Source organism: Streptomyces albus subsp. chlorinus, from assembly GCF_013302895.1.
GTDB classification, from domain to species: Bacteria; Actinomycetota; Actinomycetes; order Streptomycetales; family Streptomycetaceae; genus Streptomyces; species Streptomyces chlorinus.
Window position 1 is genome coordinate 63,761 of the sequence record NZ_VJOK01000001.1, and the last position, 21,318, is coordinate 85,078.

The 21,318-nt window shown below is 70.1% G+C and carries 22 protein-coding genes and 1 pseudogene; 9 read left to right on the forward strand and 14 right to left on the reverse strand.

The window, feature by feature from the left end:
* The first annotated feature begins 150 nt into the window (after window positions 1-150).
* A complete protein-coding gene (locus FM076_RS00315; RefSeq protein ID WP_173867951.1) occupies window positions 151-1,863 on the forward strand; it encodes an MFS transporter in 1,713 nt (570 codons plus the stop codon).
* Between the two features lie 106 nt (window positions 1,864-1,969).
* On the forward strand, window positions 1,970-2,797 hold the full coding sequence (locus FM076_RS00320; protein WP_180217683.1) for an alpha/beta hydrolase: 828 nt from the start codon (window positions 1,970-1,972) through the stop codon (window positions 2,795-2,797).
* 393 nt (window positions 2,798-3,190) lie between these two features.
* Here FM076_RS00320 and FM076_RS00325 read toward each other — a convergent pair whose 3' ends face one another.
* From FM076_RS00325 to FM076_RS00365, 9 genes are all read right to left on the reverse strand, one after another.
* A complete protein-coding gene (locus FM076_RS00325; protein ID WP_173867952.1) occupies window positions 3,191-3,631 on the reverse strand; it encodes a DUF6010 family protein in 441 nt (146 codons plus the stop codon).
* Window positions 3,628-3,924, reverse strand: a complete 297-nt coding sequence (locus FM076_RS00330) for a DUF3817 domain-containing protein (RefSeq protein WP_173874414.1) — start codon at window positions 3,922-3,924, stop codon at window positions 3,628-3,630. The genes FM076_RS00325 and FM076_RS00330 overlap by 4 nt, the downstream gene beginning before the upstream one ends.
* Window positions 3,925-3,926: 2 nt before the next feature.
* Window positions 3,927-4,403, reverse strand: a complete 477-nt coding sequence (locus FM076_RS00335) for a hypothetical protein (protein WP_173867953.1) — start codon at window positions 4,401-4,403, stop codon at window positions 3,927-3,929.
* A complete protein-coding gene (locus tag FM076_RS00340; protein ID WP_173867954.1) occupies window positions 4,400-4,717 on the reverse strand; it encodes a hypothetical protein in 318 nt (105 codons plus the stop codon). The genes FM076_RS00335 and FM076_RS00340 overlap by 4 nt, the downstream gene beginning before the upstream one ends.
* Before the next feature lie 64 nt (window positions 4,718-4,781).
* On the reverse strand, window positions 4,782-5,471 hold the full coding sequence (locus tag FM076_RS00345; RefSeq protein WP_173867955.1) for a DJ-1/PfpI family protein: 690 nt from the start codon (window positions 5,469-5,471) through the stop codon (window positions 4,782-4,784).
* 509 nt (window positions 5,472-5,980) lie between these two features.
* Window positions 5,981-6,664 (reverse strand): alpha/beta fold hydrolase, encoded by a 684-nt coding sequence (locus FM076_RS00350; protein ID WP_173867956.1) that lies wholly within the window; start codon window positions 6,662-6,664, stop codon window positions 5,981-5,983.
* On the reverse strand, window positions 6,664-7,020 hold the full coding sequence (locus tag FM076_RS00355) for a hypothetical protein (protein ID WP_173867957.1): 357 nt from the start codon (window positions 7,018-7,020) through the stop codon (window positions 6,664-6,666). The genes FM076_RS00350 and FM076_RS00355 overlap by 1 nt, the downstream gene beginning before the upstream one ends.
* Window positions 7,017-7,877, reverse strand: coding sequence for a Rid family hydrolase (locus FM076_RS33210; RefSeq protein WP_243274242.1), 861 nt, complete (start codon window positions 7,875-7,877; stop codon window positions 7,017-7,019). The genes FM076_RS00355 and FM076_RS33210 overlap by 4 nt, the downstream gene beginning before the upstream one ends.
* Window positions 7,878-7,888: 11 nt before the next feature.
* On the reverse strand, window positions 7,889-9,403 hold the full coding sequence (locus FM076_RS00365; protein ID WP_173867958.1) for a monooxygenase: 1,515 nt from the start codon (window positions 9,401-9,403) through the stop codon (window positions 7,889-7,891).
* 64 nt (window positions 9,404-9,467) lie between these two features.
* Between FM076_RS00365 and FM076_RS00370 the strand changes: the two genes are divergently transcribed.
* Window positions 9,468-10,133, forward strand: coding sequence for a TetR/AcrR family transcriptional regulator C-terminal domain-containing protein (locus FM076_RS00370; protein ID WP_173867959.1), 666 nt, complete (start codon window positions 9,468-9,470; stop codon window positions 10,131-10,133).
* Window positions 10,134-10,317: 184 nt separating this feature from the next.
* Window positions 10,318-10,527, forward strand: a pseudogene (locus FM076_RS33215) (hypothetical protein); the annotation flags it as partial.
* Window positions 10,528-10,536: 9 nt separating this feature from the next.
* Here FM076_RS33215 and FM076_RS00375 read toward each other — a convergent pair.
* Entirely contained in the window at window positions 10,537-11,298 is a 762-nt protein-coding gene (locus FM076_RS00375; protein WP_173867960.1) for a TetR/AcrR family transcriptional regulator C-terminal domain-containing protein, read from the reverse strand.
* 110 nt (window positions 11,299-11,408) lie between these two features.
* On the opposite strand from FM076_RS00375, the gene FM076_RS00380 reads away from it, so the two are divergent.
* On the forward strand, window positions 11,409-12,527 hold the full coding sequence (locus FM076_RS00380) for an FAD-dependent oxidoreductase (protein WP_173867961.1): 1,119 nt from the start codon (window positions 11,409-11,411) through the stop codon (window positions 12,525-12,527).
* Window positions 12,528-13,222: 695 nt separating this feature from the next.
* Here the strand turns inward: FM076_RS00380 and FM076_RS00385 are convergent.
* Window positions 13,223-13,447 (reverse strand): hypothetical protein, encoded by a 225-nt coding sequence (locus FM076_RS00385; RefSeq protein ID WP_173867962.1) that lies wholly within the window; start codon window positions 13,445-13,447, stop codon window positions 13,223-13,225.
* 70 nt (window positions 13,448-13,517) lie between these two features.
* Entirely contained in the window at window positions 13,518-13,913 is a 396-nt protein-coding gene (locus tag FM076_RS00390; RefSeq protein ID WP_173867963.1) for a winged helix-turn-helix transcriptional regulator, read from the reverse strand.
* 121 nt (window positions 13,914-14,034) lie between these two features.
* Between FM076_RS00390 and FM076_RS00395 the strand changes: the two genes are divergently transcribed.
* A complete protein-coding gene (locus tag FM076_RS00395; RefSeq protein WP_173867964.1) occupies window positions 14,035-14,886 on the forward strand; it encodes an SDR family oxidoreductase in 852 nt (283 codons plus the stop codon).
* 354 nt (window positions 14,887-15,240) lie between these two features.
* On the opposite strand, the gene FM076_RS33220 is transcribed toward FM076_RS00395, so the two are convergent.
* On the reverse strand, window positions 15,241-16,632 hold the full coding sequence (locus tag FM076_RS33220; RefSeq protein WP_243274243.1) for an SDR family NAD(P)-dependent oxidoreductase: 1,392 nt from the start codon (window positions 16,630-16,632) through the stop codon (window positions 15,241-15,243).
* Window positions 16,633-16,939: 307 nt separating this feature from the next.
* Between FM076_RS33220 and FM076_RS00405 the strand changes: the two genes are divergently transcribed.
* Window positions 16,940-17,842, forward strand: coding sequence for a LysR family transcriptional regulator (locus FM076_RS00405; protein ID WP_173867965.1), 903 nt, complete (start codon window positions 16,940-16,942; stop codon window positions 17,840-17,842).
* Between the two features lie 189 nt (window positions 17,843-18,031).
* The gene (locus FM076_RS00410) at window positions 18,032-18,931 is read left to right on the forward strand and encodes an MBL fold metallo-hydrolase (RefSeq protein ID WP_173867966.1); all 900 of its coding nucleotides are present in this window, start codon (window positions 18,032-18,034) and stop codon (window positions 18,929-18,931) included.
* 321 nt (window positions 18,932-19,252) lie between these two features.
* On the opposite strand, the gene FM076_RS00415 is transcribed toward FM076_RS00410, so the two are convergent.
* On the reverse strand, window positions 19,253-20,326 hold the full coding sequence (locus FM076_RS00415; protein WP_173867967.1) for an aldo/keto reductase: 1,074 nt from the start codon (window positions 20,324-20,326) through the stop codon (window positions 19,253-19,255).
* 171 nt (window positions 20,327-20,497) lie between these two features.
* Between FM076_RS00415 and FM076_RS00420 the strand changes: the two genes are divergently transcribed.
* Window positions 20,498-21,124 (forward strand): TetR/AcrR family transcriptional regulator, encoded by a 627-nt coding sequence (locus FM076_RS00420; RefSeq protein WP_173867968.1) that lies wholly within the window; start codon window positions 20,498-20,500, stop codon window positions 21,122-21,124.
* Window positions 21,125-21,318: the final 194 nt, after the last annotated feature.

Genomic DNA, 21,318 nt, shown 5'->3' on the forward strand with positions numbered 1-21,318 from the left:
CGTGGTTCACGAATCCGCCTGTGAGGGCTCAAGGCTCTTTTGTGGGACCAGTCACCGGGCCGCTCGGCCCGCCCCGTTCGTTCGCCGCGGCACGGTCGCGGTCGGGGCTGGATCCCGGAATACCTGCTCGATCCGAACGGAGAAACCGACATGCGCAAGTGGTGGCCCCTGACGGCGGTCTGCCTGGGCGCTTTCATCCTGCTGGTGGATGTGACGATCGTGAACGTCGCACTTCCCAGCATGGCTGCCGACCTCGGCGCTTCCTTCACCTCGCTGCAATGGGTGATCGACGGCTATGCCCTGGCGCTCGCCGCCCTGCTGCTGGCCTCCGGTTCCCTCGCGGACCGCTTCGGCCACCGGCGTTCCTACGTCTGGGGTCTGGGCGTCTTCGGCCTGGCCTCGCTGGTGTGCGGTCTCGCCCCCAACGCGGAGGTGCTGATCGCCGCCCGCGTGGCACAGGGCGTCGGCGGCGCCGCGATGTTCGCCACCGCCCCCGCCCTGCTGCTCACCTCCTACCAGGGCAGGGACCGGGGTACGGCCTTCGGCGTGTGGGGCGCGGCCAACGGGGCCGCCGCGGCTGCGGGGCCCCTGCTCGGCGGGCTGCTCACCGAGCACTTCAGCTGGCCGACGATCTTCTGGGTCAACCTGCCGATCGCCGCCGCAGCCATCGCCACGACGCTGCGGGTGGTAACTGCCGACCGGCCCGCGGGCCGGCCCACCGGATCTCCCGGCCACGGGGCGCGGCTCAGTGGGGCCTCGGCCCGCGTCGACATCCCCGGCGCGACGGCCTTCACCGTCTCCATAGCCGCGCTCACCTATGGGCTCATCCGCGGTGGGGAGGTGGGATGGGTCTCGTCCGGGACCCTGGCGGCCTTCGCCGTCACCGCCACGGCGCTCATCGCCTTCGTGGTGATCGAGCACCGTACGGCGCGGCGCGGGAGCACCCCGATGCTGGACCTTGCGCTGCTGCGCCGGCCCTCGTTCGCCGCGTTGATGAGCGGGGCGCTGCTGTTGCAGGGTGGCGCTTTCGGCTGGCTGGTGCTGGTCTCGCTGTGGCTCCAGTCGGTGCTGGGCCTCAGTCCGGTCGGGGCGGGTCTCGCCCTGACCCCGCTGGCCGGGGCTTCGTTCCTCGTGGCCGCCGCAGCCGGCCGTCACCTCCAGCGTCTCGGGCCGCGTCTGCCGATCGGCATCGGGCTCCTGTCCGTCGCCGCGGGCATGCTGTTGCTGCGTGCGGGGATGACGGCCGACGCTGGGCAGACCGCGCTCATGGCAGGGCTCGTGGTCACCGGGATCGGCGTCGGCCTGGCCACACCGGTGCTGGTCTCGGCTGCCACCTCCGCTGTGCCGCCGAGGCAGGCGGGAATGGCCGGCGGGGCTGTCAACACGTTCCGTCAGCTGGGCATGACCTTGGCCATCGCTGTCTTCGGCACCCTCTTCACCAGCCGGACGGCCGCCGTACTCGCCGGGCCCGGCACGGTGCCCGACCCGGGGCAGGGCGCCTCGGCGCTGGCCGCCGGGCAGGCCCGGCACCTGGTGGAGGCGGCGCCCGCCGCCCACCGGAGCGCGGCGCGGCAGTTGGTGCACGCGGCGTTCGCCACCGGTCTCGACCGGGTGTTCTTGGCAGCAGCGCTGGCGGCAGCGCTCGGCGGACTGATCGTCCTGGTCTTCGTACGGCCGTCCCACGGGACCGCCGCAGTCGCCGCCACGGGGCGCGCCACCGCCCGCGCGCAGGGCAGCTCGCAAGCTGTCGGCCAGGGCACGGGTGATGTCGAGGAGCAGGAACCGGACGGGGCCCGGGTGCCGGTGCAGGCGCCCGTGACGGCACAAAGCACAGCGGCAGCCGCCGACCGGAAGCGCGCCTGACGCAGCGCGGCTGGACGCCCGCCTTCCCGCAAGCCGCTTCCGCGGTCGGGCCGTCGATACTCGTCGGCGGCCCCACCGCGCATCCACCTCCGCTTCCGTCACGCGTTTGACCGGATTCTTCAGGAGCCTCATCGTGTTCACCGATGTGACGGCCGCTGCCGACACCTCCCCCACCACACCGCGCCTCTCGTTCCTTCTCGTCCACGGGGCCTGGCACCGGTCCGGTTCCTGGGATCCCGTGCGGGAGGCACTCGCAGCCGATGGCTGGACGGCTCGGACGGTAGACCTCCCCAGCGCCGGGCCGCAGCGCACGCCCGCCGCCGGGATGTACGACGACGCGGATGCGGTAGCCGCGCATCTGCGGCAGGCAGTCGGCCCGGTGATCGTCGTCGGCCATTCCTACGGCGGACTCCCGGTGACCCAGGCCGCCGCCGGCCCTCCCGCCGCCGCTCACCTCGTCTACCTGGCGGCGTATCTGCCCGAGGAGGGGGAATCCCTGCTCAGCATCCATGGTCATCACGGCAGTCAGGACGAGGATCTCAACGGCACAGCCCCCGTCGTCTTCGACGATCCCCGCACCGCGCTGTTCGGGGACCTGCCCGACGAGCAGGCCGAGGACGCCGTCGGCCGACTCGTCACGCAGAGCCGCCGCTCCTTCCAGCAGCGGGTGACCCGGGCAGCGTGGCGGACCGTGCCCTCCACGTACGTGCTCTGCGAGCGTGACAAGGCGCTCCCGCCCGCATTGCAGGGGCGGATGTCCGCCCGCGCCGCACACGTCGAACGACTGAACACCGGCCACTCCCCCTTCCTGTCCGCACCTGCCGAACTGGCCGCGCTCCTCGGCCGCATCGGCGCCAAGGCGGCCAGGCCATCACCGGATCGAGGAGGGCGAGAGCGTGCGCGTCCAAGGGGAGATCGGGGACGCGGGCAGTAAGCAGCCGGAACATGGAGGCAGCGGCGAAGCAGGAGTGACCGGTTGAACCGCCAGGTGGGGGCGGGAGGTGTCCTCCTGGAGGCGGCGGCGATCAGACCGCGGCCGGCGGGCAGGAGTGCTTCGGCGTCCACGAGGTAGTGGTCCCGCTGGTCCCGTCACCCTGCTCCGGCGCGGAATCGCGGTCTTCCGCCGCCTGAGCAAGGCAGAGGCCGTCGGCCTTGGCGCCGACGGCCTCCCCCACGTCTGCCAACGGCTTTCCCGCGCGCAAGAGCACCAGCGTGGAGACGCTGGCTGATGCCGGCTGAAACCTCCGTGCTGTCCTCTGCCACCGGGGCCGCAGCACTCCTGATCCACACCACGACACGGCGGTCGAGGGCTGCCTGGGCCGTCTGCTCAGGAAGGGGCAGAGGCGTGGTGCTCGGCGTGGTCCTGTGTCCGGCTGGGCCTGAACCAGCGACGGACGAGCGCGATCAGGGAAGGTCCTCCGCGGAAGCACCACAGGGCGATGACCGGATCGCAGATGGCGCATGCCTGGGATGTGTCGTGGGCGAACGGCAGGATGGGATTGCCCTTGAGGTGGTGGGCGATGTCCCATGCGGTGTGGAGCAGCCAGCCGATGCCGATGAAGGTCCAGGACTCCAGGCCGCGGTAGGCGACGTAGGCCATGAGTGCGACGAAGGGCAGCTCCCACGGGCCGAATCCGCCCCCGCTCAGGTAGGCGGCGCCGGCTCCGCCCACCATGACCGCGTTGAAGCGGCGTCGGTGCGGTTCCTTGATCAGGGACATCACCAGGCAGTAGAGGATGCCGACGATCACCGGTGAGACGAGGTTCATGAGGGGATGACTCCTTCCGCCTGGGCATGGGCCGAATCGCCAGGGCCGAGCTGTCGCAGCACGAGCAGCCCGCCGACGCCTGGAACGAGGGCCAGGGCCTTGGCGGCGGCCGACGCTTCCTTGAGGCGCCAGGACGCGATCACGACGAACAGGTAGGCGCAGCCGTGCGTGGGGCCCATCAAGGAAGAAACGGGCTTGAGATGGACGGTGAACACGTTGGCCAGCATCACGATCAGAGAGATCAGCTCGGCGTGAGCAGCGATCCGCAGATGGCGAGGAGAGCGGAGGTGCATGGTCACACTCCCGTGGTGGAGCCGGGACGGATGATCATCAGTACGGTGACGGTGGCCCAGAGCAGGTTGAAGATGCCGGTGACCATGGCGAGACGGCCCGGCGCCCCGGGGGTCGGCGTCGGCATCGGCGAGGCGGTGCCCGTGACCTGGGCAAGGGCACGGTCCTGTGCGGGCAGGATCGCAAGCGCCAGTACGCCGGCGGCCGCCGCAGTCAGCAGGATCGAGGCGATCAGCCATGCGTCGCCGAGGACACCGAGGCTGCTGGCCGTGGCGAAGCCGAAGAGGGGTACCGCGATGCCGATGCCCGCGTAGACCCGGCAGACGCGGTGCAGCGTCCGCAGGGTGGTGCGGGCCTCGTCGCCGCCGGAGTCACCAAGGGCGCGGCGCAGCGTCGCAGGGAACATGCTCGCGGCGACAGTGACCGGGCCGACGGCAACGATGGCGGCCAGGACGTGCAGGGACAGAAAGAGCTTGGTCACGCCTGGTACTCCGGGGCGGTCCTGCGCTCGCCGGTGACCTTCGAGGACGGAAGGCGGCCGGCCTTGGAGGTGCCTTGGAGGGTGTCGCCGTCGACCGTCACGTCGAACGCCAGATCAAGCCGCATGGGCTTGGTGATGGCCTGCTTCCAGGTGAGCCGGTCGCCGTCGAGGGTGAGGTTGCTGAGTGGTACTTCCTCACCGGCTCCGTGGGCGACACCGGTGAGGACGCCGTCCTGCTCACGGAGTTCGACGACGGCCTTGATCTTGCCGATGGGGGTGGAGATGGACAGGTTCCAGGTGCCTTCAACGGGCATGGGGGTGGTGTTCCTGACTGTGCAAGGAGGTGGTGAGCGGCTCGGTCTGCGAACGACCGAGCATTCAGAGGGCGGTGGGCGCCGGTCCCTGGGCGCGCCAGACAGTGCCGCGCCGCTCGTGGGAGAAGAGTTCTTCGACGGCGTGCGCGATGCGGGGCCCCACCTCGCGCTCCAGAAGGTAGAGGCCCAGGTCGAGCCCGGAGGTGACACCGGCGCCGGTGACCAGGTCGCCGTCGTCGACGATGCGGGCGCGGACCACGTGGGCCCCGGTGGCGTCCAGCATGTCGAGGCCCATGTGGTGGGTGGTGGCGTGACGTCCCTCCAGCAGGCCCGCCAGGGCCAGGACGAGTGAGCCGCCGCAGACGGTGGCGACCGTGGTGTCCGGGTCGTCCATCGCCTGCTTGAGGAGTGCGGGAAGCTCAGTGGTCAGCGTGCGGCCCAGCAGCACCGGGATGAATTCGTCCTGCCGCCACTCACCGGCGCCCACCTCTTCTTCCGGGACCTCGCCGGGTTCGCCCACGCGGCCGGAGGCTCCGGGCACCAGAATCATGTCCGCGCGCCGGGGGTCGAGGGCACCGGCGGCGCGCAGCGTCAGTCCTCCGGTGCCGCTGATCACCTCGCGGGGGCCCTCAGCGGTGACCAGCTCGACGGTCACCGCGCCGTCCGACGCCGAGCCGCCGGCGTACAGCACCTCGTAGGGAGCAATGGCATCGAGCGGGTCGAAGCCGTCGTACAAGACGACCTGGATGTGCATGGAGGTTCCTTCGGGGTCGTTTTCCCTCGGACACCGCGAAGTCAACCGGCTGCCGCCGTGATCGCCCAGCGGCACCAGTGACAGGTTTCAACGGGATAGTGCCAGGCCCTCACAGAAGGTTGAGAGCCGCGATGAACTGGGGCTTTCCCGGAGGGGGAAAGCCAGGGGCCGGCAGGGCGCGTCGGCAGCGGGGTGGGTCTTGGTGGCCGGTCGGCTGCGGGAGCGTCCGAGGGGGTGGGCGTGCGGCTCGCCTGCCGGGGTCCCTTGGGGGCGGGTCCCCGGCCGCGTGCTGGTGCGCGCGGACGATGGTTCGCTGGTGCGCGCGGACGATGGGCGAGTCGATCGCGACGACCCGCTCCGCGTCGCCTTCGGCTTCTGCCCGGGCCGGCGGCGCGGTGCACAGTTCTCCTACGTGCCGTCGGCGGCCCAGCGGATCGATGCCGGCGGTCGGCTCGTCCAGGAGGAGGACGCGGGCGCGGACCGGCGCGGCTGCGCACGGCAACAGCTCCTCAGATTGTCCGGCCGAGCACCGCGCCGACGCGTTCGTGGTCGGAGATGGGTGCCATATGGGCGGCGCCTTCGATTGTCAGGAGCCGGGCCCCGCGCCGCAGTGCCGTATTCGCCGTGTCGGCGAAGAAGGGAGAATCTCCGAACCGTATGTAGGTCGCCGGTGGGTGAGGGTGGCCGGACGCGGGTTCCGGCAGGGGTTCCTCGTGAGTGGCCCGGCTCAGCGGCCGGGCCCGCGCGGTCACCCACTCCAGGTCGGCCGCCGCGAGACCCATGGTCTCGAAGCCGAAGGGGTGAATCAGCCATGCTTCCTGCTCCGGCCGCAGAGCGGCAGCGGCGTCGCACGCGTCGCGCAGGACGGGTTGGAGGTCGAAGGCCGACTGGCCGGGCGAGGGGAAGAACGCGTCAAGGTAGACGAGTTGCCGGATGTGCTGCGGCCGTTCGTATCCGGCACCGGTGATGACCATGCCCCCGTAGCTGTGTCCCACGAGGGTCACGTCGGTGAGAGCGTGCCTGTCGATCAGGGCGACGATCTCCGCGATGTGGGTGCGCAGTCCGACGCGGGGCCCGGCCGGGGCGAGTGAGGGGCACATTACGGTGTGGCCGGACTCCCGTAGCCGGGGGGCGACCCGCTCCCAGGCCCAGCCGCCGAGCCAGGAGCCGTGCACGAGGACGAAGGTGGCCATCATTCCTCCTGCCCGGCTTTGGCCGCCCAGGAGGAGCGGATGTCCCGCAGAATCCACTTCAGGCGGTCGTCGGGGATCAGAAACCCGCCGACTCCGGACGAGAACAGCACGTCGTAGACGCGTTGGGACACCTCGGTGAGCCGCTCCGCGAAGTCCTCGTCGTCCTCCGGTTCCGCGGGGAGAAGGATGACGATGGTGTCGTCTCGCTGTTCCACCGCCTCGACGGCGAAATCCTCGCGGGGATGGTGGCCCGACTCCTCGCACAGCACTGCTTTCGGGTCGGCGACGAGCCTCTCCCGGTAGGCGCTGTCGTTGACGAGCCGCAGTGTGTGGAGGGTTCCGGCGTCATGTTTCATGGTTGCTCCGCGTCGTATGTCGTATCGGTGCCGGTCCGGGCTTCGAGGAAGCCTCGGCGCATGGCCAGCAGTTCGCTCTTGAGCCGTTCGGGCAGCAGCCAGACGAAGTTGTCCCCGCTGCGCCACAGGTCCATGAGGTTCACGGGCTCACGGCGGTCCGGCTCGTCCGGCTGTTTCGCGGGTGGGAGGACGTAGTACAGCGTGTCGCGTTTCTGCAGCCTGACCTGCACGTTGACTCCCGGGGGCACATGCACGCCCATCGACGCCAGGGCCTTGAGGGGCTCGCGTTCCAGTCGTGCGGCGAAGGACGGGTCCTCCCAGGCACGGCGGGTGAGGGCCGTTTCGAAATCCTGGTCTTCGCCCGTGGGGGATGTCGTGCGGGCCCTGTGGGGCTCATGTGCCCTGGCGGGCTCGCCCGCCGCGGCCTCGTCGGCCGGTACGGCTCGCTCATGGCTCCCTCGCGCGGGGAGCGCGGCGACCACCTGGACCTCGAGGAGGTACTCCGGTGCGAAGAGTGCGGGCACGCCCACCAGCGTGCTCGCCGGGGCTTCCGTGACACCGGCCCGCAGCGGCCCGAAGATCGCGGGCAGCAGCTGCGGGGTGTAGTCGACGACGTAGACGGTCTCTTCGATGATGTCGTTGCGGGTGGCACCGACCGCGGCGAGCGCGGCGTCGAGGTTACGGGCGATCTGTGCCGCCTGCGCCTCGTGGTCGCCGAGTCCCACGGGCCGCCCTCGCGTATCCCAGGCGACCTGCCCGGAGAGATGCACGAGCCGCGTTCCATCGATGGTGACGACCTGGCTGATCTGGTCGGTCGGGTTGTGCACGGATGGTGGACTGACGCGGTTCACAGGCATGTTCAGCTCCTTCAAGAGGGCGTACCGGCCCAGGCGGTCAGCGCCTGGGCCCGTTCGTCGCGGCGCGCGCCGCCGTCGGTGGTGCGGGTGGCCCACGCGATGTGTCCGTCGGGGCGTACGAGAACCTCGGTCACCCCGTCGAGGTCAGGGTGCTCGTCGTACGTGTCAGCGGTGACGGCCGTGACCCGTGAGCCCCAGCCCGTGCCGACGGCCTCCCGAAGGGCCGGGTCCTTGGCCAGGGCGAGCAGCACGAAGCGGCCCTGGGTAAGCAGTTCGTACACCCGCTTCGCCTCCGAACCGGCGGCCGTCAGCCCGACATCGGGCATGCGGCGCCCCGCCAGCGGGTCGGCGGTCGAGTCAGCCGGCGGGTAGAGGGTGCCGAGCGCGGAGACCTGGTCGGCGAGCCGGCGGTTGACCTCCGGCATGCCCAGCAGTTGGTCGAGGAGTTTGCGCAGGGCCGCGGCCGGGCGCTGGTACTGCGCGACCAGCGTCAGCTCTGCCAGCAGGGTCTGGACCTCGGTGTTCTCGGTCACCGACTCGCCGACCGGCCGACGCTCCCCGTCGTAACTGTCCAGCAGGCCCGGCGGGGCCCAGCCGCCCACCACGGCGGCCAGCTTCCACCCCAGGTTCATGGCGTCCTGGAGCCCGGTGTTGAGCCCCTGGCCCGCCGCGGGGAAGTGGATGTGGGCGGCGTCGCCCGCCAGCAGGATGCGTCCCGAACGGTAGCTCTCCGCGAGCCGTGTGGCATTGCCGAACCGCGACAGCCAGCGGGGTTCGGCGATTCCGCAGTCGGAGCCGGTGATCCGGGTGAGCGACGTACGGAACTCCTCCAGGGTCACGGGCTCCCGGGCCGGGACCCGTATTCGCTCCGGATCCAGGCAGACGAACCGGGTGAGCCCTTCCTCCAGCGGCGCGACGATCACGCCACGGGCCCGTGCCGCGTCCAGGGCGCCGGGCCGCGGGTCGACGACCGCGAAGTCCCCGAGCATCCCGGTCAGGGTCTCGTCGGTGCCGGGGAAGCCGATCCCGGCGGCCCGCCGCACGATGCTGCGCCCGCCGTCACACCCGACCGCGTAGAGGCCACGTACGGTCTCGGTGCCGCCGCCGGGGACGCGCGTCTCCACCTCGACCCCGTCGCCGTCCTGGCTCACGCCGAGGGTCTCGTATCCCCGGCTGATCTCCACCCCCAGCTCGTGCGCCCGCTCCTCGAGGATCGCCTCGGTGCGCGCCTGGGCCAGGAAGAGGGTGTAGCCGTGCCGGGAGTCGAGCGCGCTGAAGTCCAGCTGTGTGCGCAGCCCCGCGAAGTGCCAGCTCGGCACGGTCCGGCCGAGCGGGAGGAACCGGTCGAGCAGTCCCCGCTGGTCCATCAGTTCCAGGCTGCGCGGGTGCAGGCTCAGCGCCCGCGAATGGCGCTGCGGTTCCGTGCGGCGCTCCAGGACCCGGGTCCGCACGCCCGCCAGTGCCAGCTCGCAGGCGAGCAACAGCCCGGTCGGGCCCGCGCCTGAGACGACCACATCCGTGTTCATCAATGATGTTCTCCCCATTTAGTGAACGGCGTTCACGTGAACGATGTTTAGTATAGTGAGACCCGTGAGCACCCCGTCAAGTCCGACCAGAGGCCGCCCCGCCAGGCTCAACCAGGCCCGCACCGTCCAGACCGCCCTCGACCTGCTGAACGAGTCCGGGCTCGACGCGCTGACCATGCGCAGGCTCGCCGACGCGATGGATGTGCAGGCCGGCGCGCTGTACCGCTACTTCGCGACCAAACAGGACCTGCTCACCGCCATGGCCGAGCGCATGGTCGGCGGCGTCGCCGAGGCCGCCGGGCCGGCGGAGGACAGCGACTGGAGCGAGAGAGCGGCGCGCCTGGCCCGCGCGCTGCGTGCGGCCCTCCTCGCCCATCGCGACGGCGCACGCGTCTACGCCGGTACACACTCGACCGGCCCGAACACCCTGGGCTTCGCCGACAGCCTCACCGGCGTGCTGCGTGAGGCGGGCTTCAGCGACGCCGAAGCGGCACGGGCGCTCTACGCGGTGGCCAACTTCACCGTGGGCCACACCCTGGAGGAACAGGCCGCCCTGCAACCGGAGAACAACGGGTCCGCCGATGCGGGAAACCTGCACGAGGCGGCGACGGCAGGGGCCTACCCGCACCTCGCCGCCACACTGCCGACGCTCACCAGCACGGACTTCACAGCCCACTTCGAGTTCGGACTACGGCTGCTCCTGGACGGCCTGCGTGCTGTACGGCAGTGACCCCGCAAACGGTCCGACACCGCGGGCCCCAACCGCGTAGAAACAGAGCGACGGCACGCTCCTGACCATCCACCGCACCGTCACCCCACGAGTGACACGGGACGCCTGACGGGCGGCGGCCCCGAACGTGCCCCGAACGTGCCCCTATGAAGGCAGCGCGCCCCGGAACGGATCGGCCAGATCAATCGACCAGATCAACGGGCGCATCCGCGGAAGCCGGAGCCTGCCGCTACCGGCTCGACTGGAAGCCCCGTCGGCGCCGCAACGTCGCCGAGCCCAGCTACAACCGACTCAAGCACGACAAGGCCCTGGCCGCCCGCCGCGACAAACACGCCCGTCCTACAAGGCACTGGTCCCCCTCGCCCGCCTCCGGCTCAGGCTGCCCTGGGCCTAGGGAGACAACCTAGGAGTTGTCCGGTCGGCGGGGCGGTTGGGCAACTGTCCGCTCGGCGGCGGACGGGTAGGTCGCGGCGAAGCCGGCGAGGATGAGGTCGACCCCGGCGAGGAACTGTTCGCGGTCGTCGTGATCGCTCAGGTGGCTCGCCACGGCCCGGGTGGAGGGGTAGGTGTGCGGGTCGAGTTCTTGCCACGCCTGTGAGACGGACTCGAAGAACGAGGCACGGTTCACTTCAGGGCCGAGCTCGCGGGCGCTGGCCGCGTTCGCGGCGTTCTGCGCGGCGGCACCGAGGATGTAGTGCATCAGCGCGGAGGTCGCTGTGAACCAGCTGTGGGCGGGCACGTTCAGTGCGATGACCTGGCGGCTGATGCCTTCGAAGATCCGCGCCGTCACCGGCCCCCAGGGGTTGCGGGAGAGCTGAGCGGCGAGCTGCGTGGACAGCCACGGGTGCGCCTCGATCGCGTCGTACAGGGCGAGTGCGACAGCGTGTACCTGCTCCCGCTGCGGCTGCGCCTGCGGTGACGGGGCGGGCTGGGCGGGAAGAGCCGTGCCGATGACGGCCTCGGTGGCCGCGCCGAGCAGGTCCCTCTTGTCCGACACGTGCCAGTAGATCGCTCCCGGGCCGGTCGACAGGTGCTCGCTCAACGCCGGGAACGTCAGCCCGCGCTCCCCCGCCGTGTCGAGCAGCTCGACGGCGGCCTCGGCGATCCGCTCCCGTGTGAGCGGATCCGCACGCCGCTGCGACTTCTTGTCGGTCCGTGATGTCACCCTGCCATTTTGACACATCTGGAATTGGATTCCACACTGGCTATGGAATGACATTCCACAGGCGTCCGGGACCCCTTCCGGCTGCCTCGACACCTCACTAGGAGCCTTATATGAACCCGCACGTCACAATCGTCGGTGCCGGTCTCGGCGGCCTCGTGCTCGCCCGCGTCCTGCACGTCCATGGAATCCCGGCCACCGTCTACGAGGCCGAGCCCTCGCCGACCGCGCGCACGCAAGGCGGCATGCTCGACATCCACGAGGAGAACGGCCAGGCGGCACTCCGGGCGGCGGGCCTGATGGACGCGTTCCGCGGCATCATCCTGGAGGGCCGGGAGGCGATACGGGTCCTCGGACCCGACGGGACCCTGCTCCACGCCGACGACAGCGAGCGGGGACGCCCCGAGGTGCAGCGCGGTGAACTGCGACGCATCCTGATCGACTCATTGCCGGCCGGCGCGGTCCGGTGGGGACACGCGGTCAGGGAAGTGCGACCCCTCGGCGAGGGGCGTCACGAGGTGACCTTCGCCGACGGCACCACCACGACGACGAGCCTGCTGGTGGGCGCGGACGGCGCGTGGTCGCGTGTCAGGCCGCTGCTGTCCGACGCCGAGCCCGAGTACACCGGCACCTCGTTCGTCGAGACTTGGCTGTACGACGGTGACACCCGGCATCCGGCCTGCGCGAAGGCGGTCGGCGGCGGAGCGATGTACGCGCTCGCGCCGGGGAAGGGAATCCATGCGCACCGGGAGCGCGGCGGGACGCTCCACGCCTACGTGGCACTCGTCAAGCCTCTGGACTGGTTCCTCGCCATCGATTTCACCGATCCCGCCGCAGCCACGGCCCGTGTAGCCGAGGAGTTCGCCGGTTGGGCGCCCGAACTCACCGCCCTCATCACCGACGGCGACACGGCACCGGTCCTGCGTATCCTCAACTCGCTTCCCGTGGAACACCGGTGGGACCGGACTGCCGGAGTGACCCTGATCGGTGATGCGGCCCACCTCTCGATTCCCAACGGCGAAGGCGCCAACCTGGCCATGTACGACGGCGCCGAACTGGCCGAGGCCATCGCCGCCCACCCCGACGACATCGAGGCCGCACTCGCCGACTACGAGCAGGACCTGTTCACCCGCAGCGCCGCAGCCGCCAGGGACGGCTACAAACTCCAAGAACTCCTCTACGGCGACGACACACCTCACGACCTGATCGACCTGTTCGACCTGCACGACTAGGCAGTTTCTTTCAGACCATCTGGCCGTTGGTCCTGGGTGTGGTGTTGGCCGATGCACCGTAGGCACGCATCGAGCCGTTGCTACCTCTGCCGGACCGGGCCCCGGGCGGGGTGGGCGGTGGCGGGGTCGCCGGCAGGCGGTCGACGCGATCGCGTTCAAGTACCGCACCGGCACGCCTTGGACGGGCCGGACCTGCCCGAGGGTTTCGCGTCGTCGAAAGGCGTGCGCAACCGGCTGCACAAGTGAGCTGCCCACGGTACCTGGGAGAAGGTGTTCGCCGCGCTGCTGGCCCAGGCGGACGCCGAGGGGACCTGGACTGGGAATGCACCCGCGTCCGAGCAGGTCATGGCCCGCCTCCGGGTGCGCCCAGACGGGTCGGCCATCCGCTGATCACGCCGGATGCGGTCCTGGCCGACAAGGCATAAGCGTCCCGGGCCATCCGCATCCGCCTGCGGCAGTGACGGGCACGGGCGGCAGCCCCCACAGCCGGTCGAGCAGCCGACGCACCGCAAACGGCGCGGCCGACTCGGCGGCCGTCCCCGGCCTTCGACCGCGAGACCTACAACGAGAACCACAAACAGCGCGACCCGCCGAGCGCTGTGTCAACAAGCGCAAGCAAGGACGCGGCCCGGCTGACACCCGATACAGCAAGACCGCCACCATCCACCTGGTCGGACACCACCTCACCGCCACCTTCACCCGGCCAGCAAGGTAATCCCGATGAAACCAGCCAGGGCTACGACGACATCCGCCTGCGGCGATGGCGTCGGGGCCCGGGCATCGTCCCGCACATCGCCCGTCCTGGCGTCGAAACCTCCCAGCCCCTCGGCCAGCACCGCCGGGGTGGTCCAGCGTGCCCCGCTCTTGCTGTCGGCTGCAAGCGACGACCGCACCGACGCTACGAGCGCGAGGCCGAGCACGTCCTCGCCTTCACCTCGATCGCCACCAGCCTGATCAACTACCGCGCACTCGCTCTGTGACAGCGGCCTCTCACGTCCGTCCCGTTCGGGTCTCCCCCGTACGGGCGTCGTAGGCGTCGCGCGCTGCATGCACGCGGGCTGCGTTTGTCTTGGACCAGTCGGCGATGGCTGTGGTGAGTGTTTCCGCTTCGTGGCCGAGGCTGGTGAGGGCGTACTCGACCCGTGGAGGGATGGTCGGGTAGACGGTGCGGCTGACCAGGCCGTCACGTTCGAGGTTGCGGAGCGCCTGCGTGAGGGACTTCTGGGTCACGCCTCCGATATGTCGGCGCAGTTCGGTGAAGCGGAGTGGACGGTCGCTCTGGCCGAGCATGCCCAGTATGTAGAGCGACCACTTGTTCGCCAGCACGCTCACGACCGTGCGCGACGGGCAGTCCTTCGAGTACGTGATCTTCGAGTTGGTATCCATCAGGTACCTATATATCCAGACGGTGCCTACTTCACAAACGATACGGCGCCTGGGCAGCCTGGAGAGGCTGTACCGCGTTGCGTGCAGAGACCATCCCTTCGACACTGATGATGGAGGCGCCATGATTCTGGTGACTGGAGCGACGGGCAAGATCGGCACCGAGACGGTGCGGCTCTTGGGCAGCAAGTGCCTCCCCGTCAGGGCGCTGGTGCGGGATGCCGCGCGTGCGCCGCAGGATGGAAGCTGGAGCGGCGTCGAGGTCGCCGTAGGAGACTTCGGCCAGCCGGACACGCTGGAGGCGGCGATGGCCGGTGTCGACACGCTCGTCTTGATCAGTCCTTCGGTTCCCGCTCAGGAGATCGCGGCCATCGACAGTGCCGTCCGCCAGGCTGTGAAGCACGTCATCAAGATCACGAACCACAAGGCGACCGACGACTCCCCCGTCGAGCGCCGCCGCGATCATGCACGCATCGAGGCTCACCTCAAAGCGAGCGGACTGACGTACACGCTGCTTGCCCCGAACCTGCTCATGCAGAACCTGTTCCTCATGGCTCCGATGATCAAGCAAACCCACGGGTTTGTAATGTCTACCGGCGACGGCCAGTTCGGCATGATCGATTCACGTGACGTGTCCGCAGCCGCGGCGGCCGTCGCAGCTGATCCCACCGGCCATGAGGGGAGCACCTACTTGCTGACCGGTCCCGAACTCGTCACCTACGCCGACGTTGCCGCCGAGCTGACCCGCGCCCTGGGCGAGGAGATCGAGTACCGCCGACTCACGCCCGACCAGCACCGCGAGGCGATGGTCCGAGCCGGGGTTCCCGAGCCGGTCGCCGCCTCCAATGCCCAGGTCTTCGGACTGATCGCTGAAGGGGATGCCGCGTGGCTGTCCCATGACGTCGCCACCCTGACCGGACACGGTCCCCGTAGCCTGCGAACCTTCATCACGGATCACGTCACCGCATTCAAGTAGATCTTGACGCGCGATCTGTGACGTGTTGGGTCAGGCATGGAGAGTTCCACAGATCACGGCCTGGATCCGGTCGCGGAGTTCGAGCCTTTGCAGGATTCGCTCAAGGTACGACGTCATGGTTGCCTCCGCGAGGTACCGAGTGGCCGCGACCTCGATGTTGGACGGCGCCCGGCTTCGGTGCGCGCAGCCGCCGAACATTGCCGCCTCCGAACAGAGCGGTCAGGGCACCGTCTCCCGTCCTCGGCTGGCCTCACCACCGCATCGGACGGCAAACGAGGGAACGATGCACCGTGAGTGGGGGGCGACCTGGTCGGCTTCACACCACGGCTACGCTGCGGCTGATCGGGCATGAGGTCACCGTGCTGGAACAGGCGCCGCAGGTGCGGGCCGCCGGGGCCGGCATCGGCCTGCGTCCCAACGCTGCGGGAGTTCGACACCCTCGGCGTCGGGGCGATGTCCGGCGCAGGGCGGGACCGTCGAGGCCCGGTTCCTCGACGCCGCCGGACACCCGATGCGCGCGGTCTCTACGACCCGGCCACCCACCAGTTCCTCATGGTGCCGATTCCTCATGGTGCCGAGCCCGGACCTCAACAGCCTCCTCGCCGACGCCCTCGGCAGGGACCGGATCCCACATTCGTCACGATCGTCCCCCAGCGGCCCCGAGGCGGCTACGCACGCATCGCGCAGGACCGAACCATGTGGTGGATCGGCCAGTTCGACGCAGGCGAACTCGTCGGCAGCAAGAGAGACCGGGCGCTGTGGCGGGCCCGCAACGTGGCCGATTCCAGCCCGCAGCCCGCAACCCGCAACCACAGAAGTCAGCCCCGCAGGAGTAGCCCCGCGCCGGTGGGGACTGCGTGGTTCAGAATGTCTTGACTGTGCCACCGGCGATGAAGCGGTCCGCGCCGGTGATGTTACCCGCGACGTCGAGAGAAGGAATGCGATCAAGGCCACTACTTCTTCGGGCTCGGTGATGCGGCCGGTAGTGAGGTTTGAATGCTTGCGGGATCTGCTCAAGGAGCGCGGTGTGCTCCGCCCCGGCCTCGGCCGCCGCCTTGCCGCCAAAGCCCTGCATCCTCCCATATGGCAGTGCGCACCACCCCGGGTGATTCTCGCGCACCCCCTGCCCTGGGACCTGAACTCCTCGGCCAGGGATGCGCCGAGTGCGGCCGGGGCCGCCTTGGCCGCGCTGTAGGCGACCGGGCCGGCGGCGGCCAGCCGCGAGTTGATGGACGAGACGCTGACGATCGATCCTCGGCGCTCGATCAGGCTAGGCAGTGCCGCGCGGGCGGCGGCACGCACGGCACTGAGCAGTTCGAGGTCGAAGGTGCGGGTCCACCGGGAGTCGTCGGTGTCGAGGAAACCGACGGACTGCACGTCGGCCTCGGCCCGACGTTGTTCACCAGCAGATCGATGCCGCCCAGTTCGGTGAGGGCCTCTCCATGAGAGTGGCGACGCCTTCGGCGGTGCTTCGATCGGCCGACACCGTGTAGGCACCGGTTCCCTTTGTCCCGAATGTAATGGTGCGGCGGCGCCAACGACGCGAACGCCTTCGGCTGCGAGAGTCCGGACAGTGGCGAGCCCCCTGCCCCGGCTGGCCCCGGTCACGACTGCTGTCTTACCGGTGAGGTCGAGGTCCGTGACACTCCAGTTCTTGAACTCGGAGCACGGAATGTGGGCAACAGCCACCTCGAGCGGAGCGAGTACTGGGTTACGGTTGCGGTCAGAGAGGGCCGACCGTCGCATCGATCACCCGGACGAGCCGATCAGAGCCTTCCGCGACGCGCGCCATGAGCCGCAGGCCCACAACCGTGTTCAGCAGCAAGCTTCCCAGGGCTGCGAGATCATGGTCCGGTGCGGTCTCTCCCGAGCGTTGTCCTTCTTCGATCTTCTTCTTCGATCTTCGATCTGCGCGCGGAAACTTTGATCAGCACACGGAAAGCCTCCTCGCACGCCACAGGGGCCGCGGCAACAGCCACTACGCGGGCGCTGGGTCCGGACGTCGTAGCGTGGCGTGGCTACGGTAGATCGAGACGCTCGGGTTGTTGAGGCCATGGAACTGCGCCAGCTCAGATATTTCGTCGCTGTGGCCGAGGAGCTGCACTTCGGGCGGGCGGCCGAGCGGCTGATGATCGTGCAGTCCGCTGTGAGCCAGCAGGCCGGCCGCCTGGAGCGGGAACTGGGGGTGGAGCTGTTCGACCGCTCCCAGCGCCGTGTCCGGCTGACCGACGCGGGTGCCGTCTTTCTGCCGGAGGCCCGCGCTGTGCTGGACGCCGAGCAGCGGGCGCTCGCCGCCATCGGAACCTTCGTCACGGAACGCGCGACGGTACTGCGGGTGGGCACCAGCCGCGGGATGGGGGAACGGCTGGAGCGGGTCCTGGAGTCGTTGGCCCGCAGAGCACCGCGGTTGCGCGTGGAGCTGCGCTCGGACGAGGCCGGGGAACGTCTGCGGCGGGTCGCCGACCGGGAATGGGACGCGGCCTTCGTCCGTGGGGAGAGGGTCACGCCCGCTCAGGTGCGGCAGATCCCCGTGTGGCAGGACGAGCTGGTGGTGGCGTTCTCGGCACGGCTGCCGCTGGCCGCGCAGCAGAGCGTGGACCTGCGACAGCTCGCCGGGATGCCGCTGTCGCTGACCGCCCGCCGGAACAATCCGCCGCTGGTGGACCTGGTGACGGACGCCTGCCGGAACGCCGGGTTCGCACCAGTGCCCGGGCCGCTCCACAGCTCCCTGCGGGACTCACTCGCGATGCTGGGAGCGGGGGCGGACGGGTGGACCGTCGTCTACGCTGCCGAGGCCCGCCAGTTGCCCGGAGGGCGGGTCACCTTCCTCCCGGTGGACTCTCCGGGCTTCTCACTGCCGACGGTTCTGACAGTGCACACCCAAGCGGACCCCGGGCGGCTGCGCCCGCTGGTGGAGGCATGCCGCGAGGCGGGACGGGCCGATCAGGATTCGTGATCGGCACCATCGCGGATTGCCGCTGGCCGCTCGCCGGTCCGCGCGGTGGACTGGTCGCCAGCAGCAGGGCCGCCGCCCGCGGAATGGCGGCCCGTGGGTGAACAGCCTCGCTCAGGGAGCACAGTGATGCCCATCACCGATGTCCAGGACGGTCCCCGCGATCAGGCCGCAAACCGTCCGGCAGAACAAATGGCGCCCAGACGCAGGGTCGCGACACCCCCGACGGCCGACCGGCTGCGCAGACCTTTCCGGCTACGGTCGCTCCAGCTCGGCGGCGTCAAGGTGACCTGCCTCCCCGACGGCGAGCTGGACTTCGACCCCCTCAGGATGTTCCCCGGGAGCACCGAAGAGGACTGGGCGGCGCACCCGGAGTACCTCGACCACCGCGGCAGGCTGACCGGCGGCGTCGGCGGATTGCTGGTCGAGCGGGACGGCCGCGCCCTGCTGATCGACACAGGATTCGGCCCGCATGCGCTCCAGGCCCGGCCGGGCCAGCCGCGTGGCGCCGTCCACGGGGGCGCGCTGCTGGACAGCCTGGCCGCGGCCGGCCGTACGCCGCAGGAGATAGAGGCGGTAGCCCTCACTCACCTGCACCTCGACCACATCGGCTGGGCCCGCAGCCCGCTCCCCGACAGCGACAGGCTCCCGTTCGACGGCTCCCCGTACCTGGTCGCCGAGCCCGAGTGGAAGCATCGCCACACGCTGAGGGAACGCGGGGTCAGCGAGGACATCCTCCAGACCATGGCCCCCCACGTGCGCACGGTGAACAACGGGGAGGAGATTTTCCCGGGCGTGCACGTAGTGGCCTCCGACGGCCACACCGCAGGCCACGTCCATTACCATGTCACCGCGGGAAACGAACGCCTCATCGTGTTCGGGGACGCGATGCACTCACCGCTCCAGGTGACCCACCCCCAGTGGCCGGTCGCCGTCGACCTCGACACCTGCCAGGCGGCGAAGCAGCGCCGCCGCCTGGTCGCCGAACTCGCTGAGGAGGGCACGGTCGGTTTCGGCGTCCACTTCGCCGACGTGGTCTTCGGCCGCGTCGACCAGTCCCGTGCGGAGCCCGCCTGGCTGACGGTCAGCTGACTACGACTCACCGTCGCGCCTCTCCTCTCCCGTGCACGTCCTGCCTCCCCGGCGCGTCCGCCGCCCTCGACTCGCCCGCGGTCCCTGCCGACCATGGCTCCCGGGCGACCACCGGTCCGGCCCCTGCGCTCCCCCTGACTGAGCCAGCGATGCGTCGGCAGCAGGTGACAGCTTTGTCGAGGATCGCGTCAGCCCCTCCTCAACCAATGGGTGGCTTTCCTCGGTGCTTCCTTGAGTGTCTTGACGACGACACGTTCGACATCGGCGTCGGTGACCGGCCCCTTCCCGCACCGGGGGAAGGGGCCGCACAGGGTCAGGCGGTCAGGCGGCCTGTGCGTCGGGCGGGGCGGGCTGGTCGAGGGTGACCGGCGGGGGGCTGAGCCGGGCGAAGCCCTCCTGGCGCTGGTACGGGAAGTAGGGGTAGGCCGCGTCCTTGGCACCGGCCTCGGCCAGTCTGGCGACCTGCTCGGGCGTGAGGCTCCAGCCGACCGCGCCGATGTTCTGCCGCAACTGCTCCTCGTCGCGGGCACCGATGATGACGGAGGAGACCGTCGGACGGCGCAGCAGCCAGTTCAGCGCGACCTGCGGGATCGTGCGCCCCGTCTCCTCCGCGACGGCGTCGAGCGCGTCGACCACGCGGTGGAGTAGTTCGTCATCGACGGGCGGGCCGAAGGCGGCGGTGCGGTGGAGGCGGCTGCCCTCGGGCAACGGCTGTCCGCGGCGTATTCTGCCGGTCAGCCGTCCCCAGCCCAGTGGACTCCACACCACCGCGCCGACCCCCTGGTCGAGCCCCAGAGGCATCAGTTCCCACTCGTAGTCGCGGCCGATCAAGGAGTAGTACACCTGGTGCGCCACGTGTCGCGGGTAGCCGTAGGTATCGGCCGTGGCGAGGGACTTCATCAGCTGCCAGCCCGAGTGGTTGGAGACGCCCGTGTAGCGGATCTTCCCCTCACGGACCAGCTGGTCGAGGGTCGCGAGGATCTCTTCCTGCGGGGTTGCCGCGTCGTACGCGTGGAGTTGGAAGAGGTCGATGTGGTCGGTGCCCAGGCGGCGCAGCGCGTCCTCGGTCGCCTTGATGAGCCGGGCGCGTGACGTGCCGTAGTCGCCGGGCCCTTCGCCCATGGGTAGCCCGGCTTTGGTGGCGATGAGCACCTGATCGCGGCGGCCCTTGACCGCCTGGCCGAGCACTTTTTCGGAGGCTCCGGCCGAGTAGACGTCAGCAGTGTCGAACATCGTGATCCCGGCGTCGAGGGCGATGTCCACCAGACGGCGCGCGGCGCGGGCGTCGGTGTCGCCCCATTCTCCGAACAGCGGCCCACGACCGCCGAAGGTACCGGTTCCCAGGCTCAGCGCGGGGACCCGCAGCCCGGAAGCGCCCAACTGTCGATATTCCATGACCTGCTCCCACTTCCTCGTCTTGACAGGTAACTGTGCGTATGCCTCCGCGCAGCCCGACCGGCGATTAACGGGACCCTGGTTCCGTTAACGCTTGCCAGTACTGTAGCAAGTGCGAGCCGTTAAGGGAACTGGAGACCCGTTGTGAGAACTGGGCAGGGAAACCGGCGGATGACGACCGCGCCGGACGCCGGCGCCGTACCCGGCACGGTGCGCCCTGGAGGGCGTACGGCGCGGGTACGCGAGGCAGTGCTGCGCGCCGCCGGGGACGCCCTCGCCGAGCGCGGCTTCGCACACCTCGATCTCGCGGAGGTCGCCCGCCGCGCCGGAGTCGGCAAGACGACCGTCTACCGGCGCTGGGGCACGGTCACGGCGCTGCTGGCCGACCTGCTCGACGACATGGCCGAGCAGTCCGAGCCCCGTGTGGAGGTGGGCTCGCTGCTGAGCGAGCTGGAGGCCAACGCCACACTGGTGCGGCGCACTTTGACGGACTCGCGGCAGGGCGCACTGTTCAAGGCCGTCATCGCCGCCGCGACATCCGACGCCCACGCCGCCCAAGCGCTGCACCGGTTCTACGCGGCCCGGGTCGCGGAGTGGGCGCCGTGCGTACGGCAGGCCGCTGAGCGGGGAGAGGTGCCCGCGGACACGGACCCCGAACAAGTCGTACGCGCCGTCTCGGCACCCCTCTACTACCAGCTGCTGACCACCGGCACTCCGCTCGACCAAGCCGCCGCCGAGCGCGCGGCGCGTGCCGCGTACGAAGCGGCACGCGCGGGCGCCTTCCGCACGGGGCGCTGAGACGGCAGCACGCCTGAACGGCCACAGGATCTCGGAGCAGATCCCGGCCGGCCGTAACCGTGCGGAGCAGGCTGCGGAGGGCGAGATTTTTACGGGCCGGTGACACAGGGGCCGCCGCACAGCGCTGTTCGACGGCCCGGCATGCCCAAGGCGTCTCCTTCGGATCGTCTCGCGGTGCGGATGAAGGTCCCTGT

Bases quoted from the DNA above. Each gene is read 5' to 3' on its own strand.
- FM076_RS00340 (WP_173867954.1), bottom strand. From the start codon at position 4,717: ATGCCCGTTGAAGGCACCTGGAACCTGTCCATCTCCACCCCCATCGGC.
- FM076_RS00350 (WP_173867956.1), bottom strand. From the start codon at position 6,664: ATGGCCACCTTCGTCCTCGTGCACGGCTCCTGGCTCGGCGGCTGGGCC.
- FM076_RS00395 (WP_173867964.1), top strand. From the start codon at position 14,035: ATGATTCTGGTGACTGGAGCGACGGGCAAGATCGGCACCGAGACGGTG.
- FM076_RS00380 (WP_173867961.1), top strand. From the start codon at position 11,409: ATGAACCCGCACGTCACAATCGTCGGTGCCGGTCTCGGCGGCCTCGTG.
- FM076_RS00330 (WP_173874414.1), bottom strand. From the start codon at position 3,924: ATGCACCTCCGCTCTCCTCGCCATCTGCGGATCGCTGCTCACGCCGAG.
- FM076_RS00315 (WP_173867951.1), top strand. From the start codon at position 151: ATGCGCAAGTGGTGGCCCCTGACGGCGGTCTGCCTGGGCGCTTTCATC.
- FM076_RS00345 (WP_173867955.1), bottom strand. From the start codon at position 5,471: ATGCACATCCAGGTCGTCTTGTACGACGGCTTCGACCCGCTCGATGCC.
- FM076_RS00365 (WP_173867958.1), bottom strand. From the start codon at position 9,403: ATGAACACGGATGTGGTCGTCTCAGGCGCGGGCCCGACCGGGCTGTTG.
- FM076_RS00390 (WP_173867963.1), bottom strand. From the start codon at position 13,913: ATGGATACCAACTCGAAGATCACGTACTCGAAGGACTGCCCGTCGCGC.
- FM076_RS33210 (WP_243274242.1), bottom strand. From the start codon at position 7,877: ATGCCTGTGAACCGCGTCAGTCCACCATCCGTGCACAACCCGACCGAC.
- FM076_RS00415 (WP_173867967.1), bottom strand. From the start codon at position 20,326: ATGGAATATCGACAGTTGGGCGCTTCCGGGCTGCGGGTCCCCGCGCTG.
- FM076_RS00405 (WP_173867965.1), top strand. From the start codon at position 16,940: ATGGAACTGCGCCAGCTCAGATATTTCGTCGCTGTGGCCGAGGAGCTG.
- FM076_RS00355 (WP_173867957.1), bottom strand. From the start codon at position 7,020: ATGAAACATGACGCCGGAACCCTCCACACACTGCGGCTCGTCAACGAC.
- FM076_RS00325 (WP_173867952.1), bottom strand. From the start codon at position 3,631: ATGAACCTCGTCTCACCGGTGATCGTCGGCATCCTCTACTGCCTGGTG.
- FM076_RS33220 (WP_243274243.1), bottom strand. From the start codon at position 16,632: ATGCGACGGTCGGCCCTCTCTGACCGCAACCGTAACCCAGTACTCGCT.
- FM076_RS00420 (WP_173867968.1), top strand. From the start codon at position 20,498: ATGACGACCGCGCCGGACGCCGGCGCCGTACCCGGCACGGTGCGCCCT.
- FM076_RS00410 (WP_173867966.1), top strand. From the start codon at position 18,032: ATGGCGCCCAGACGCAGGGTCGCGACACCCCCGACGGCCGACCGGCTG.